At 70.6% G+C, this 13,646-nt stretch carries 14 protein-coding genes; 7 read left to right on the forward strand and 7 right to left on the reverse strand.

Translation table 11 applies throughout. From position 1 onward, the window contains the following. Positions 1-75: 75 nt before the first annotated feature. From LG334_RS03260 to LG334_RS03275, 4 genes are read right to left on the reverse strand one after another with little or no spacing between them, the layout of a single operon-like run. Positions 76-1,431 (reverse strand): CCA tRNA nucleotidyltransferase, encoded by a 1,356-nt coding sequence (locus LG334_RS03260; RefSeq protein ID WP_404383237.1) that lies wholly within the window; start codon positions 1,429-1,431, stop codon positions 76-78. Further along, positions 1,431-1,742, reverse strand: a complete 312-nt coding sequence (locus LG334_RS03265) for a hypothetical protein (RefSeq protein ID WP_404383239.1) — start codon at positions 1,740-1,742, stop codon at positions 1,431-1,433. The genes LG334_RS03260 and LG334_RS03265 overlap by 1 nt, the downstream gene beginning before the upstream one ends. Then, positions 1,739-2,449 (reverse strand): CoA pyrophosphatase, encoded by a 711-nt coding sequence (locus tag LG334_RS03270; RefSeq protein WP_404383241.1) that lies wholly within the window; start codon positions 2,447-2,449, stop codon positions 1,739-1,741. The genes LG334_RS03265 and LG334_RS03270 overlap by 4 nt, the downstream gene beginning before the upstream one ends. Then, entirely contained in the window at positions 2,446-3,024 is a 579-nt protein-coding gene (locus tag LG334_RS03275) for a DUF1285 domain-containing protein (protein WP_404383243.1), read from the reverse strand. The genes LG334_RS03270 and LG334_RS03275 overlap by 4 nt, the downstream gene beginning before the upstream one ends. A 48-nt stretch (positions 3,025-3,072) precedes the next feature. Here LG334_RS03275 and LG334_RS03280 point away from each other — a divergent pair, with 48 nt between their 5' ends. From LG334_RS03280 to LG334_RS03305, 6 genes are all read left to right on the forward strand, one after another. Continuing rightward, a complete protein-coding gene (locus tag LG334_RS03280) occupies positions 3,073-4,095 on the forward strand; it encodes an AAA family ATPase (protein WP_404383245.1) in 1,023 nt (340 codons plus the stop codon). 13 nt (positions 4,096-4,108) lie between these two features. After that, positions 4,109-5,002, forward strand: coding sequence for a DUF58 domain-containing protein (locus LG334_RS03285; RefSeq protein ID WP_404383247.1), 894 nt, complete (start codon positions 4,109-4,111; stop codon positions 5,000-5,002). Between the two features lie 3 nt (positions 5,003-5,005). Continuing rightward, positions 5,006-7,771, forward strand: coding sequence for a DUF4159 domain-containing protein (locus LG334_RS03290; RefSeq protein ID WP_404383249.1), 2,766 nt, complete (start codon positions 5,006-5,008; stop codon positions 7,769-7,771). Then, positions 7,768-9,831, forward strand: a complete 2,064-nt coding sequence (locus tag LG334_RS03295; protein WP_404383251.1) for a hypothetical protein — start codon at positions 7,768-7,770, stop codon at positions 9,829-9,831. Before LG334_RS03290 ends, LG334_RS03295 begins: the two co-directional genes overlap by 4 nt. A gap of 84 nt (positions 9,832-9,915) precedes the next feature. Further along, positions 9,916-10,089: a hypothetical protein gene (locus LG334_RS03300; protein WP_404383253.1), complete on the forward strand. Its 174-nt coding sequence runs from the start codon at positions 9,916-9,918 to the stop codon at positions 10,087-10,089. 28 nt (positions 10,090-10,117) lie between these two features. Further along, complete coding sequence (locus LG334_RS03305; RefSeq protein WP_404383255.1) at positions 10,118-10,267, forward strand: hypothetical protein; 150 nt, start codon at positions 10,118-10,120, stop codon at positions 10,265-10,267. A 196-nt stretch (positions 10,268-10,463) separates the two neighbouring features. On the opposite strand, the gene LG334_RS03310 is transcribed toward LG334_RS03305, so the two are convergent. The 3 genes from LG334_RS03310 to LG334_RS03320 form a co-directional block, all read right to left on the reverse strand. Next, positions 10,464-11,234 carry an alpha/beta fold hydrolase gene (locus tag LG334_RS03310; RefSeq protein WP_404383257.1) on the reverse strand — a complete coding sequence of 257 codons (771 nt, stop codon included), beginning with the start codon at positions 11,232-11,234 and terminating at the stop codon, positions 10,464-10,466. A gap of 78 nt (positions 11,235-11,312) precedes the next feature. Beyond that, positions 11,313-11,942 carry a DUF6134 family protein gene (locus LG334_RS03315; RefSeq protein WP_404383259.1) on the reverse strand — a complete coding sequence of 210 codons (630 nt, stop codon included), beginning with the start codon at positions 11,940-11,942 and terminating at the stop codon, positions 11,313-11,315. A gap of 70 nt (positions 11,943-12,012) precedes the next feature. After that, positions 12,013-12,312 (reverse strand): SCP2 sterol-binding domain-containing protein, encoded by a 300-nt coding sequence (locus LG334_RS03320; protein WP_009542622.1) that lies wholly within the window; start codon positions 12,310-12,312, stop codon positions 12,013-12,015. Positions 12,313-12,493: 181 nt separating this feature from the next. Between LG334_RS03320 and LG334_RS03325 the strand changes: the two genes are divergently transcribed. Further along, complete coding sequence (locus tag LG334_RS03325) at positions 12,494-13,621, forward strand: EAL domain-containing protein (RefSeq protein ID WP_404383262.1); 1,128 nt, start codon at positions 12,494-12,496, stop codon at positions 13,619-13,621. Positions 13,622-13,646: the final 25 nt, after the last annotated feature.

Here is a 13,646-nt window from a genome sequence, read left to right on the forward strand (position 1 = left end):
TCTGGTCTGTGCAGTGATGACTATCACTCAACTTTCACAAATGGACGACCCATGTTCAACGTCCTGGTTCGCAGTCTACAGCCGCGACCGGAGCGATTGAAGAAGGCAATCCCGGTCAGCCCGGAAATCCGAGTCGATCCAGGCGTCCTCTGCCGCGCGCACCAGTTCGCCGACCTGCGGGCCGGGCGGGACGCCAAGGTCCAGGATGTCGCGGCCGCGCACCGGCGGTGCAGGGGGCGTCCAGTCCAGCGCGACATCCATCAGCCGCATCCATTGGGCGGTGCGGGCGCTGTCGAGGCGGCCGGTGCCGGCGCGCTCGCCGGCCCACAGGATGAGCGCCCGGTCACGCAGGCGCGCGGGTCCCAGGCGGTAGGTCTGTACCCGCAGCCCGTGGGCGTCGACGGCGGGGTCGGGCTCCGGCTCGTCGGCGCGCGGGGCGGCCAGGGCGGCCAGCCGGTCGCGGTCGGCGTTGGACAGCTTGAGCCGGCCCGCCAGGGCGCGCGCGCCGTCGTGGTCCACCGCCACCAGCGCCGCCAGCCGCCGCAGGGCGTCGGGCTCTATGCCCGGACGCCGCAGGCCCGAGGTCTCCAGCCACGACAGCACGCGCAGGGAGTCGAAGTGGGCGGCTTCGGGCAGGATGCGGTCCAGGACTGTTTCGCCGCGCATTTCCACCAGCACGCGGGCAGGGTCCGGGGCGCCGAGGATCTTCAGAAGCTCGTCGCGCACCCGCTCGCCCGACAGATGGTCGAGACCGGCGGCATTGGCGCGGCAGGCGCGCAGGGCCTCGGCTTCGGCCGCGCCCTCGCCGTAGTGGGCATGGAAGCGGAAGAACCGCAGGATGCGCAGGTAATCCTCGCGGATGCGCTCATGCGGGCGGCCGACGAAGCGCACCAAGCGCGATGCCAGGTCCGACAGGCCGTCGAAGTAGTCGTAGACGGCGCCGTCGGGGGTGGCGGACAGGGCGTTCATGGTGAAGTCGCGGCGGGCGGCGTCTTCGCGGAAATCGGTGGTGAAGGCGACCTCGGCGTGGCGGCCGTCGGTCTTGACGTCGCGTCGCAACGTCGTGACCTCGATGGACAGTCCGTCGGCGACGGCGGTCACCGTGCCGTGCTCCAGGCCCGTCGGCACCGCCTTGAGTCCCGCGTCCTCCAGCCGCTGGATCACGACCTCGGGCGTTTCCTGCGTGGCAATGTCGATGTCCTTGATGGCCTTGTGCAGAAGGGCGTCGCGCACGCAGCCGCCGACAAACCGCACCTCCGCCCCGCCGGCCGTGAGTGCCCGGACGACGGCGCGGGTGCGAGCATCCTGCATCCAGTCCTGGGGATGCAGCTGGCCCACCGGCGCGCGCGCCTGTCCCATCAGGTTCTCCAGCGTGGCATGGGCCGTCTCGCGGGTCTGTCCGCCGGCATGGCGGTAGTCAATTTCGGCCATCAGTCCGCCGCTTGTCTTTCCGCCCCCTCGTCGGCGTCCGATGCCGCCTCGCCGCGCTCTCCGTCGGCGGGGCGGCTGGTTCCGGGAACCACCTGTCCGTCGATAACGCGGGCGGGTTCATAGACGTCGCCGGGGCGGCCGAAGTCCTGGGTCAGGGCCATGGCGCCGAGCCCGGCCAGGATCGCCACCGACAGGCCCAGCAGGCCATAGTCCAGGGCGCCGGCGGTTTCACCCTCGCCACGGGTGAAGCGGCGCCAGATCAGAAGAAGGATCAGGGGAAGCAGGAGCAGGACGAGGAGCCGGATGATCACGGCCGCAGAACCTCCGCCAGGTTGACAAGCATGCCCGCTGTGGCGCCCCAGATGTAGCGCCCCTGGTAGGGCATGGCGTAGTAGGCGCGGGTGCGCCCCTTGATTTGGTACGTGTGGCGTTCGTGGTTGGCTTTCTCCAGCACGAAGGCGAGCGGCACCTCGAACACTTCCGCCACCTCGAACGGGTCGGGCTCCAGGTCGAAGGCGGGCGCCACCAGGCCGACCACCGGCGTCACCTTGAAGCCCGTCACCGTGATGTAGTCGTCCAGGTGGCCGAGAACATCCACGAGGCCCGGCGCGAGGCCGATTTCCTCGTGGCTTTCCCGCAGGGCCGTGGCGACGGGGCCGTCGTCCACCTCCTCGCAGCGACCGCCGGGAAAGCTGATCTGGCCGGCGTGGTTCTTCAGGTGGGCGGTGCGCTGGGTCAGCAGCACGGTCATGCCCTCGGGCCGCCGGATCAGCGGCACCAGAACGGCGGCCGGCGTCTTGGGTCGGTCGTCCACGGCCTCGCCCGGTGCCAGGGCACGGGTGCTCACCCGCGGATCGCTGTCGACGGCGGGGCCGTAGTCATGGTCGCCGCCCAGCGCACGGTTGATGTCCACGTCGGACCTCTGTCCGCCGCGCCGCCCGCGGGCCAGCAGGCGCACAAGGCCGTCGCGGTCGAAATCCGCCATGCCGGCATCGGGAGAGGGGGCGGCGTCAGTCAATCGGCCTCCGTCAGGGTGCCCATGGGAAAGAAGGTGCCGTTGCTCCATACGCCGTAGTGTACCCCCTTGCCGTCGCCGGCGTCTTCCTCGACGCCATGTTCCACCAGGTCATAATAGACCGCACGGTTGAGCCTTGCCTCAAGTCCCTTGCGCACATGAATGTATGGGCTGGGCTCGCCGGTGTCGGGATCGTGCTCGACGCGCAGCGGGTGCTCGTCGTCGAGCGTGACCCAATCGTCGACATTGGTGCGAAAACGGAGGCTGCGGTTGCGTCCATCGCCTTCCGCCTCCATCTCGACAGCGAGGAACGGCGCGTCCTCGACCTCGACCCGGCCCTTTTCCACCGGCGTCTCCAGCCAGTAGGTGCCGTCATCCTCGCGCTTGAGGACGGTGGAGAACAGGCGGACCAGTTCCTTCCGGCCGATCGGGGAGCCGTGGTAGAACCATGTGCCGTCGCGGGCGATGCGCATGTCGAGGTCGCCGCAGATGGTCTGGGGCGGCCGCCCGCCGGAGGCCTTGGCTTCGGTCCGGTCGTCATCCGTGTGGGGCGGCTGATGGTCGGCGTTGCGGGGCATCCGTTCCTCCATGGGTTGTCCTGTCCTATGTAGTGCGGAGAAGACGTCGTGACCAACCCTTCCAACGATGCAGCGGCGTCCTCCGCCGCACACGCCACCGCCGCCGCCGAGGCCATCGACCGCCTGGGCGAGCGCCTGTCCAACGCCCGCGATGCGCTCAGCAGCGTGATCTTCGGCCAGGAGGCGGTAATCGAGGACAGCCTGGTTACGCTTCTGTCGGGCGGCCACCTGCTGCTGATCGGCGTTCCCGGCCTCGCCAAGACCAAGCTGGTCCACACGCTGGGCCTGGTGCTCGGGCTGGACGACCGCCGCGTGCAGTTCACCCCCGACCTCATGCCCGCCGACATCCTGGGCAGCGAGGTGCTGGAGGAGGACGAGCACGGCCGCCGCAGCTTCCGCTTCATCCGCGGGCCGGTGTTCTGTCAGCTTCTGATGGCCGATGAGATCAACCGCGCCAGCCCGCGCACGCAATCCGCCCTTCTTCAGGCCATGCAGGAAATGCGGGTCTCGGTGGCCGGCGAGAGCCAGCCCCTGCCCAAGCCCTTCCACGTGCTGGCGACCCAGAACCCCATCGAGCAGGAAGGCACCTATCCACTGCCCGAGGCCCAGCTCGACCGTTTCCTCATGCAGGTGGACGTGGGCTACCCGGGCCTGGAGGCCGAACGCGAGATGCTCATCGCCACCACCGGCGCGACGGAGGCGGAGGTGACCCGCGTGCTGACCCCCGCCGACCTGATGGAGGCACAGCACGTGGTGCGCCAGATCCCGGTTGGCGACAGCGTGGTGGATGCCATTCTCAAGCTGGTCCGCGCCGGCCGTCCGGAGGCGACGGATGTGGACGAGGTGCGTCGGCATGTCGCCTGGGGCCCCGGTCCGCGCGCCAGCCAGGCGCTCATGCTGGCGGTGCGCGCCCGCGCCCTGCTGGATGGCCGTTATGCGCCGTCGGTGGATGACGTTCTGGCCCTGGCGCGTCCTGTGCTCCAGCACCGCATGGCGCTGACTTTCGCGGCGCGGGCCGACGGCGTGACCGTGCCGCAGGTCATCACCCGCCTCTGCCAACTCATCGCCTGACGACGGGGCGCCCATGGCCGAGGACCGCAGTCTCCCCCTCCAGAGCCGCGCCGAGGCCGCCGCCGGCGTCCTGCCGCCGCTGATGGTCAAGGCCGAACGGGTCGCCGCCACCGTGGCCCCCGGCATCCACGGCCGCCGCCGCGCGGGGCCGGGGGATCAGTTCTGGCAGTACCGCCGCTACCAGCCGGGCGACGCGGTGACCGTGATCGACTGGCGCCAGTCGGCGCGCGGCGATCCGCTGTATGTGCGCGAGCGCGAATGGTCGGCGGCGCAGACCGTGCTCATGTGGTGCGACCGATCGGCCAGCATGGACTTCCGCAGCGCCGACACCCTGCCCACCAAGCGCGAGCGGGCGGAGCTTCTGTCCATGGCGCTGGCCGCCCTGCTGAACCGGGGCGGGGAGCGCATCGGCCTGCTGGCGCCCGGCGCGCCGCCGCCGGGCCTTGGCCGCAAGGCGTTGTCGGGCATGGCGGATGCGCTGGAGCGCGCCCCGCACGGTGGTCATGCGGACTGGCCGCGCCTGATCGCCGGGGTGCCCGCCGGCCGCCACGGATCGGTTGTGCTGTTCGGGGACTTCCTGGACGTGCCCGAGCGCATGGAGGAAACCCTGCGGGCGCTGGCGTCCCAGGGCCTGCGCGGTCATCTGGTGCAGGTCGTCGACCCGGCGGAGGAAGCCCTGCCCTTCAAGGGCCGCATCCGCTTCGCCGGGCCGGAGGACGAGGGCGATCTGCTGATTGCGCGGACCGAAGACGTGCGCGAGGCGTATATCCGCAGGTTTCTGGCGCAGCGCGATGCCGTGGCGCACCTCTGCCGGTCGCTCACCTGGAGCTTCGCCGTTCACCACACGGACCAGCCGCCGCAGGTGCCGCTTCTTGCCCTGCACGCCCGCATGACGGAGGGCCGCTAGAGCATGTGGACACTCGGCCCCGTCGCCTTCGCCGCACCCTGGGTGCTGGCCGCGCTGATCCTGCTGCCGGCGCTGTGGTTTCTGCTGCGCGTCACGCCGCCGGCGCCGCGCCGCATGACCTTCCCGGCGCTCCGCCTGCTGCTTGGCCTGCAAGCGCGGGAGGACGTAACCGCCCGCACACCCTGGTGGCTGATCCTGCTGCGTCTGTTGATCGTCGTGCTGGTGATCGTCGGCCTGGCGCGCCCGCTGCTCAACCCGGTGGCCGGGGCGGACGGCGGCGGGCCTCTGCTGCTGGTCGTCGACGACGGCTGGGCCTCGGCCGCCGACTGGTCGAGCCGGCGCCAGGCGGCGCTCGACCTGGTGTCCCGCGCTGACCGGGAGGGCCGGCCGGTTCAGCTTCTGACCACCGCGCCGCCGCCCGACGGCGACCCGATGGCGGCAGGCAAGCTGGGTGCGGCGGCGGAACTGCGGCCCGTCCTGCAGAGCCTCACGCCCAACCCCTGGCCGGTGGACCACGAACAGGCCCGCGAGGTGGTGCAGGGTCTGTCGTTCGAGGGCAGCGCCTCGGTCGTGTGGCTGTCGGACGGGCTGGAGACGCAGGCCTCCGCAGCGCTGGCGGGGACGCTTCAACGGCTGGGGTCGTTGACCGTGCTGACGGGCGGCAGCAGTGCGGTGCTGCTCGACCGGCCGGAGCGCGAGGGCGACCGCCTGCTGCTGACCGCCCGCCGCGCCGCCGGGGATGACGCGCCGGAACGCACCGTCGCCGCCCGCGTGCTGGACGCGCAGGGGCGCGGCGTGGCGCGGGCCGAACTGACCTTCGCGTCCGGCGAAACGATCGCAAGCGCACGGGCCGACGTGCCGGCGGACCTGCTCAACGCCATCGGCCGCGTCGACCTGGAGGGTGTCGCCAGCGCCGGTGCGGTGGTGCTGCTGGACGACACCTGGCGCCGCCGTCCGGTGGGGCTGGCCTCGGGCTCTCCCATGGGGGCGGACCTGCCGTTGCTGGGCGATATCTATTACCTGGAACGTGCCCTGGACCGCGTGGCCGAGACCCGGCAGGGCTCCGTGGAGACACTGCTCGACCGGCCGCTGGCCATGCTCGCCATCGCCGACAGCGGCCCCATCGAGGGCGCCCAGGCGCGGCGGCTTTCCGAATGGGTGGAGGCCGGCGGCGTGCTGGTGCGCTTCGCCGGGATCAGGCTGGAGCAGAACGTGGTCACCGACCCGCTTCTGCCCGTGCGCCTGCGCGGCGGCGGCCGGCAGTTCGGCGGCACGCTGACGTGGTCCGACCCGGTGACGCTCGCGCCCTTCCCCGACGACAGCCCCTTCGCAGGATTGCGGGTGCCCGACGACGTCTCCGTCTCGGCCCAGGTGCTGGCGGAACCGAGCCCCTCGCTGCCCGACAAGACCTGGGCGCGGCTGACCGACGGCACGCCGCTGGTCACCGCCGAGCCGCTGAGACAGGGCTGGGTGGTGCTGTTCCACACCACCGCCAACGCAGAATGGTCGTCTCTGCCGCTGTCGGGCCTGTTCCCGGCCATGATGGAGCGCCTGCTGTCGCTGTCGCCCGGCGTTGCGGGAGCGGAGGCCGGCGACGATGCCGGGCGGCCGCTGCCGCCGCTGTCGCTGCTGGACGCCTTCGGCAGGCTGAGCGAGCCGCCGGGCTCGGCCCGCGCCGTCACGCCCGCCGGGCTGGCGGCGCTGGACCTGGGACCGGCGCATCCGCCGGGCTACTACGGCACGCCGCAAAACCGCCGTGCGGTGAACCTCGTGGACCATGTTCCGCCGCTGCAGGCGCTGTCCGGCCTGCCGCGCGGGGTGGAGCGCGCGACGGTGGCCGACATCGGCCGCGAGGTGGAACTGCGGCCCTGGCTGCTGCTGGCGGCCCTGATTCTGGCGCTGGTCGACTGGGTCGTGAGCTATGCGCTGCGCGGCCTGTCGCCCCGGCCGCCGCGCCGCATCCCCGCACCGAAAGGCGGCGGCAGTGCTGCGGCGCTGATGTTGGCCGCCGGCCTGTCCGCATTGCTGGCGTTCGGCCCCGGCCCGGTCCGGGCGCAGGAGGACGCGCCGCCCGCCGATCCGGCCTCGGAACGGGCGCTGGAGGCGGTGCTGGACACGCGGCTGGCCTGGGTGCGCACGGGCGACTCCACCGTCGACGACATGACGGAGGCCGGCATGCGCGGCCTGACGCGCGTCCTGGCCGCGCGGTCGTCGGCGGAACTGGCCGAGCCCATGGCCGTAGACCCGGAAACGGACCGGCTTCTGTTCTTTCCCATGATCTATTGGCCGGTGACCGAGGGCGGCATGCGGCTGTCCGTTTCCGCCCGCGTCAAGGTCAACGACTACCTGCGCCACGGCGGCATGATCCTGTTCGATACGCGCGAAACACCGCCGCAGGACGTGCAGGCGACGCTCGCGCAGTTTGACATTCCGTCGCTGGTGCGCCTGCCCGAAGGCCACGTCGTCACCCGCAGCTTCTATCTGCTGTCGGAGACGCCGGGCCGGTATGCCGACGTGACCCTGTGGGTGGAGCCGCCCGGCGGCGGCAATGACGGGGTGTCGTCCGTCATCATCGGCAACGGCGACTGGGCGGCGGCCTGGGCGCGCTCGCCCCAGGGGGCCTATCTGGCGCCCGTGGTGCCGGGCGGCGAGCGCCAGCGCGAGGTCGCCTACCGCTTCGGCGTGAACCTGGTCATGTACGCTCTGACCGGCAACTACAAGGCCGATCAGGTCCACCTGCCCGCCATCATGGAGCGCCTGACGCAATGATCGAGGCCGTTACAGACCTGGTCTTCGCGCCGATCATCCCGTGGCCGGCCCTCATCGCCCTGGCGGTGGTGGCCTTCCTGCTGTTTGCCTGGGGCCTGTTCCGCCGGGCGCGGGGGACGCTGGTGCGGGCCATTCCCGTCGCCGCCCTGCTGGTTGCCGTCGCCAATCCCCAGGTGGTGCAGGAGGACCGCCGGCCGCTGGAGGACGTCGCCGTCATCGTGGTCGACGAAAGCCTGTCGCAGCGGGTGGGGGAGCGCGAGAGCCAGACCGCGCTGGCGGTGGAAAAGCTGACGGAGCAGCTTTCGGCCGACGACAGCCTGGATGTGCGGGTTGAGCGGGTCACCTCGACCCTCGACTCCGGGACGCGCCTGTTCGAGGTGCTGGACCGCGCCGTGTCCGACGTGCCGCGCGGGCGGGTGGCCGGGGCGGTGCTGGTGACCGACGGCCAGGTCCATGACGCGCCCGAGGACCCGGCCGAGGGCGGGCCCGGCTATCCCGTCCATCCCCTGCTCACCGGGGAGCCCGACCAGGGCGACCGCCGCCTGCTGGTGCAGAGCGCGCCCGACTTCGGCCTGGTCGGCAAGCCCGTCAGCCTGACGGTCCGAGTGGAGGACGAAAGCCTCGCCGACGGCACCCGCGTGCCGCTGACCATCACCGTCAACGACGGCGAGACCCGCACCGTTCAGGTGCCCGTGGGAAGCGCGGTGCGCGTGCCGGTGGAAATATCCCACGCCGGCCAGACGGTCGTCGCCCTGGAGACGCCGGGCGGTGAGGAGGACCTGTCGCCGCTCAACAACCAGGCGGCGCTGGCCATCAACGGCGTGCGTGACCGCCTGCGCGTGCTGCTGATCTCGGGCAAGCCCCACATGGGGGAGCGCGCCTGGCGCAACCTGCTGAAGTCCGACCCCAACGTCGACCTCGTGCACTTCACCATCCTGCGCCCGCCGTCCAAGGACGACCTGACGCCCCTGCGCGAACTGGCGCTCATCGCCTTTCCCATCCAGGAGTTGTTCGAGGAACGGCTGTACGACTTCGACCTGATCGTCTTCGACCGTTACATGCGGTCCGGCCTGGTGCCCAACCCCTACATGGCGAACGTGGCGAACTACGTGCGCCAGGGGGGCGCGCTGCTGCTGGCGGTGGGGCCTGAGTTCGCCCAGCCCTTCAGCCTGTATGACAGCCCGCTGGCCGACATCCTGCCGGCCGCGCCGTCGGGCGAGGTGCTGCCCGAGGCCTTCCGCCCGCGCGTCGCCGGCATCGGCCTGCGCCATCCGGTGACCGACGCCATCGTGCCGGAGGCGGACGCGCCGCCGCTCGGCCCCTGGGTCCGCCACATCCAGGCCCGCCCCAAGCCGGGCGCCACCAGCGTCATGACCGGTGCGGACCGCGAGCCGCTCTTGCTGCTCGACCGGGTGGACGAGGGGCGCGTGGCGCTCCTGCTGTCGGATACGCTGTGGCTGTGGGAAAAGGGCTGGCGCGGCGGCGGCCCCCAGGCGGAACTGGTGCGGCGCCTCGCGCACTGGCTCATGAAGGAGCCCGACCTGGAGGAAGAGGCCCTGCGCGCCGAGGTTTCGGGCGGGCAGTTGCAGATCGAGCGGCGCTCCCTCGACCCGGCGCCGGAAACGGTGACCGTCACCACGCCTTCGGGCCGCGAGGAGACCGTGCCGCTGTCCGAGGCGCCGGGCGGGCGCTCCATTGCGACGCTGCCGGTCGACGAGCCGGGCGTCTACCGCATCGGCGATGGCGAGAGGCAGGCGGTCGCCGCCGCCGGGGCCGCCAATCCGCTGGAAACGTCCGCCGTGGTGGCGACGGACGCAAAGCTGCGCCCGGTGGTGGAGGCGTCCGGCGGCGGCCTCTGGTGGCTGGCCGAGGACGGCCTGCCCGAGATACGCCGGGTAAGCCCGGACGCCGCCATGGCGGGTTCGGGCTGGATGGGCCTGCGGGCCAATGGCGACTATGTGGTGGCCGGCGTGCGGCAGATTCCGCTGCTGCCGCTGTGGGCGGCAATCCTGCTGATCCTGGGGGGCGTGGTGCTGGCCTGGTGGCGCGAGGGGCGTTGAACGGCCTTCTTTCCGAACCGGAGCCCGCCACCGGGCGTAGGTCTTTCAGACTGTTAACGCCCTTCAGAACGGGAGCGCCCAACCATGATCGCAGACCCCAACAAGGGCGAGGAGACGCCGGCCCCGGCCAAGGCGCCCGCACCGCCTCCGCCGCCACCGACCGACCCGGTGGACGAGGCCGGGGACGAGACCTTCCCCGCCAGTGATCCGCCGTCGTGGACGCCGCAGGACAGCGGTGCGCCCGACCACGACAAGTAGCTTTCCCGGACACCAGAAGGAGCCCCTGATGACCGGCGATCCGAAGAAGCCCGAGGACAAGAAACCGGAACACACGGAAGAGGACGTCGACGAGGCCGTGGAGGAGAGCTTCCCCGCCTCCGATCCGCCCTCCTTTACCCCCGGCGAGCCCGAGGGGAGGGACAAGGACCGGAAGTAGGGCGGCAGTCGCCTTCGTGAATGGAAGGACGCCGGGTGCCCGAGGGTGCCCGGCGTTTTCTGTTGGGATGGAGCCGGTGCGGGAGCGGCGGACCACGAGACGAAACGTCTGTTTTTGATCGGAGAATGAGCCGTCATTCCCGCGAAAGCAGGAATACACTTCCGGCGCCGATCATCCCCTCTCGTTTCTTCGGCTCCTACCGCCCCGCGAACTCCAGCAAGGCCTGCACCACGTCGTCGGGCTTTTCCGCGTGCAGCCAGTGCCCAGCCTCAGGCACGCGCTTTTCCCGGGCATTGGGGAACATGCGCGCGATGATCTCCTCGTGCTCGGGCTGCACGTAGGGCGACGCGCCGCCCGAGAGGAACAGGGCCGGGCCCTCGTACGTCCGGTCGGTCACGGGGAAGTCGGCGATCTGGTCCCACTGGTCGGTGATGGCGTCCAGGTTGAGCTTCCAGCGGAAGCCGTCCTTGCCGCTTTCCAGGCTTTGCAGCAGGAACAGGCGCACCATCTGCTCGGGCACGTCGGCGGCCAGCGCCTTGTCCACGTCGCTTCGGCGTTCGCAGGCATCCAGGTCGACGGCCTTCATGATGGCGGCATAGCGCACCGTGTCGGCCTTCAGCCGTGCCGGCGGCATGTCGGCGGAGACCAGGCCGGCGATGGCGTCGGGATCGGTCAGCGCCAGCGTCATCGCCGCCTTGCCGCCCATGCTGTGGCCCACCAGGATGGCCTTGCCGAGCACGCCGCGCGCCTCCATGAACGCGCGCAGGTCGGCGGCCATGTCGCGGTAGTCCATGCTGGCGTCCCATGGGCTGTCGCCGTGGTTTCGCAGGTCGACCGTAAAGACGTGCAGGTCGTCGGCAAGGCCCTTGGCGATGGTCGTCCAGTTCTTGCGCTGGCCGTACAGGCCGTGCGCGATCACCATCGGCGGCGATCCGGCCTCGCCGTACTCGGTGTATGCCAACTCCATGGGATGCCTCCGAAAAACGTCGCGGGCACCGAGCATAGCCCGGCGCCCGCGTCGGCGCAAAGCGGCGCGAGGCCGGCGCTACTTCCGGACGTACTCGATGTTGTAGCCCGAGCGGGTGAACCGGACTTTCAGAAGCTCTCCGTCCGGCGAGTACCAGAGGTCGCGGTCGATGTCGCCGGACATCTCGTACTTCACCGCCGCCTGGCCGCCGAGGGCTTCGGTGCCGGCTTCCTCAACCTTGACGGCAAAGGGTTCGGCGTCGATGACGGACAGCACGCGGTCGTGCTCCAGCACCTTGGGCGTCCACAGCGTCAGCGGCAGCACGTCGGGCGCCTCGCGCCGGATGGCGCCGTCGGCTTCGACACGGTAACCGCCATCCTCGCGGGCGAGCGCGATCTTGTGGGGCTCGCCGTCGTCGTCGGTCTTGGCGGTCATGCGGGTCAGCACGCCGTCCTCCCAGACCTCGATGCGCTGGTGGCGGTAGTGGAATTTGAGGAACAGCACCTGGACGTCGGTGCGCGTCACGACCTCCACCGTCAGCGCGCCGTTCGGCGCCTCGGAGAAGCTGTAGGTCTCCTCGCCGATGGGCTTGCCGTCCTTCAGTACGGTGAATTCCATGGGCGCCGGTGCGGCTGCCAGCGCCGGAGCGGCGAACAGCGCGAGCGTCAGGCCCGCGGCGGTCGCGACGCGGTGAAGCAGCATGGTCATCGTATTCATCCTCCCTGCGACAATCAGGGCGGGGCGGCGTCTTTCCCGCGCCGGTTCCGCGCCGTGTGCTTCAGCCGAAAATGCCGGTCAGCTTTGCGGCGACGGACTTGGAGCCGTCCACCTTGAGCCGGCCCATGGCAAAGGCCACCATCGGGTCCATCTTGCCGTCAATGAGCTTTTCCAGGTTCGACCGCGACATCTTGATGGTGCAGTCGGCCGGGCCGTCGGCGAAGGTCATGACGGCGGGCTTCTGCGTGGCGTCCAGGTGGATGATGTCGGTCTTGTCGACGACGATCTTCACCTTCGCATTGACCGTCCCCAGGCGGGGCAGAAGCGGCGTCAGCCGGTGTTCGATGGACTCGAGGCTCATGGTCGTTTCCCGAATGATGGTGATGGCGCCAGCCTACAGCCGAATGACGTTTAGGTAAACGCCTTCTCGTTTAGGGAACGTGGCCTTGTCCTGATCCATACCCGATCGGATGTCGTATCGCCCCACCGTAAGATCGACCGCACGACGTCAGACCCAGACCCTGACCGAACGGAGGCTTTTCATGACCCAAGCGCCGATCGCCTGCCCCTCCTGCGCCGCCCGTTCAGTGCCTGCCGACACCGGCGGAACGCTGCACCTGTGGTGGCCGGCGGGGCATGTGGCGAAGAAACTGCTGGAGACCATCCGCGCCGCCGAGCTGCCCCTCACCGTCGCCGCCGGCAAGCGGGCCGAGGTGTCGATCGGAATCGGCTGGCTCACGCCGCTGTGCCAGGAGTTGTTCAAGGTCCTGACGCCCGTGGAGCGCACGGCAGTGCGCGCCCTGTTCGTGCCCGAGGGACGCGAGGCCGGGCTGGGCGCCCTGGGCGAGGTGACGACGCTGGAAGGCCTGGCGCACCGGGGGACGGCCCGCTGGTTGTCGGCGCTTCTGGACGACGAGCGGCTGACCAGCCATTTCCAGCCCATCGTCGAGGCCGCGACCGGCGAGCCCTTCGCCATGGAGGCCCTGGTGCGCGGCCTTCCCCTGGAAGGCGAGGACGCCGGCCCCGACGGACTGATCGGCGGTGGGCACATCATCATGGCCGCGCGCGCTGCCGACATGCTGTTCCCGGTCGACCTGGCGGCCCGCACCTCGGCGGTGCGCACGGCGGTGGAGCGCGGCTATCGCGGCCGGCTGTTCATCAACTTCAGCCCGGCGGCCATCTACGACCCGCACCATTGCCTGCGCTCGACGGTCAAGATCATCGAGTCGCTGCGCTATCCGCCGGAAAACATCGTCTTCGAGGTGGGCGAGGGCGACAGCGTGGAAAGCATGGACCACCTGAAGGAAATCCTCACCGTCTACCGCTCGGCCGGGTTCAAGGTGGCGCTGGACGACCTGGGGGCGGGCTATGCCTCGCTGAACGCCCTGCACGAGCTGCGTCCGGACTACGTCAAGATGGACATGGCGCTGGTGCGCGGCGTCGACCATGACCCGGTCAAGGCGCCCATCCTGGCCGGTCTGCTGCGCATGGCGCGCGAAATCGGCATCGCGACGGTCTGTGAAGGTGTGGAGACTCATGCGGAAGCGGACTGGCTAAGGGCCCACGGCGCGGATTATCTTCAGGGTTTCCTCTATGGCCGCGCGGCGCCTGCGCCGCCGGCTTCGGGAAGCGGGCCGCTCGCAACGCGCGACGGGGCGGTCCCGTTGTAGAGGCTGATCGCCGAAGGCCACGCAC

This window comes from Caenispirillum salinarum (assembly GCF_044803115.1).
In the GTDB taxonomy this organism is placed as follows: domain Bacteria; phylum Pseudomonadota; class Alphaproteobacteria; order Rhodospirillales; family Rhodospirillaceae; genus Caenispirillum; species Caenispirillum salinarum_A.

Bases quoted from the DNA above. Each gene is read 5' to 3' on its own strand.
- LG334_RS03260 (WP_404383237.1), bottom strand. From the start codon at position 1,431: ATGGCCGAAATTGACTACCGCCATGCCGGCGGACAGACCCGCGAGACG.
- LG334_RS03295 (WP_404383251.1), top strand. From the start codon at position 7,768: ATGATCGAGGCCGTTACAGACCTGGTCTTCGCGCCGATCATCCCGTGG.
- LG334_RS03275 (WP_404383243.1), bottom strand. From the start codon at position 3,024: ATGCCCCGCAACGCCGACCATCAGCCGCCCCACACGGATGACGACCGG.
- LG334_RS03305 (WP_404383255.1), top strand. From the start codon at position 10,118: ATGACCGGCGATCCGAAGAAGCCCGAGGACAAGAAACCGGAACACACG.
- LG334_RS03320 (WP_009542622.1), bottom strand. From the start codon at position 12,312: ATGAGCCTCGAGTCCATCGAACACCGGCTGACGCCGCTTCTGCCCCGC.
- LG334_RS03315 (WP_404383259.1), bottom strand. From the start codon at position 11,942: ATGACCATGCTGCTTCACCGCGTCGCGACCGCCGCGGGCCTGACGCTC.
- LG334_RS03285 (WP_404383247.1), top strand. From the start codon at position 4,109: ATGGCCGAGGACCGCAGTCTCCCCCTCCAGAGCCGCGCCGAGGCCGCC.
- LG334_RS03290 (WP_404383249.1), top strand. From the start codon at position 5,006: ATGTGGACACTCGGCCCCGTCGCCTTCGCCGCACCCTGGGTGCTGGCC.
- LG334_RS03325 (WP_404383262.1), top strand. From the start codon at position 12,494: ATGACCCAAGCGCCGATCGCCTGCCCCTCCTGCGCCGCCCGTTCAGTG.
- LG334_RS03300 (WP_404383253.1), top strand. From the start codon at position 9,916: ATGATCGCAGACCCCAACAAGGGCGAGGAGACGCCGGCCCCGGCCAAG.
- LG334_RS03310 (WP_404383257.1), bottom strand. From the start codon at position 11,234: ATGGAGTTGGCATACACCGAGTACGGCGAGGCCGGATCGCCGCCGATG.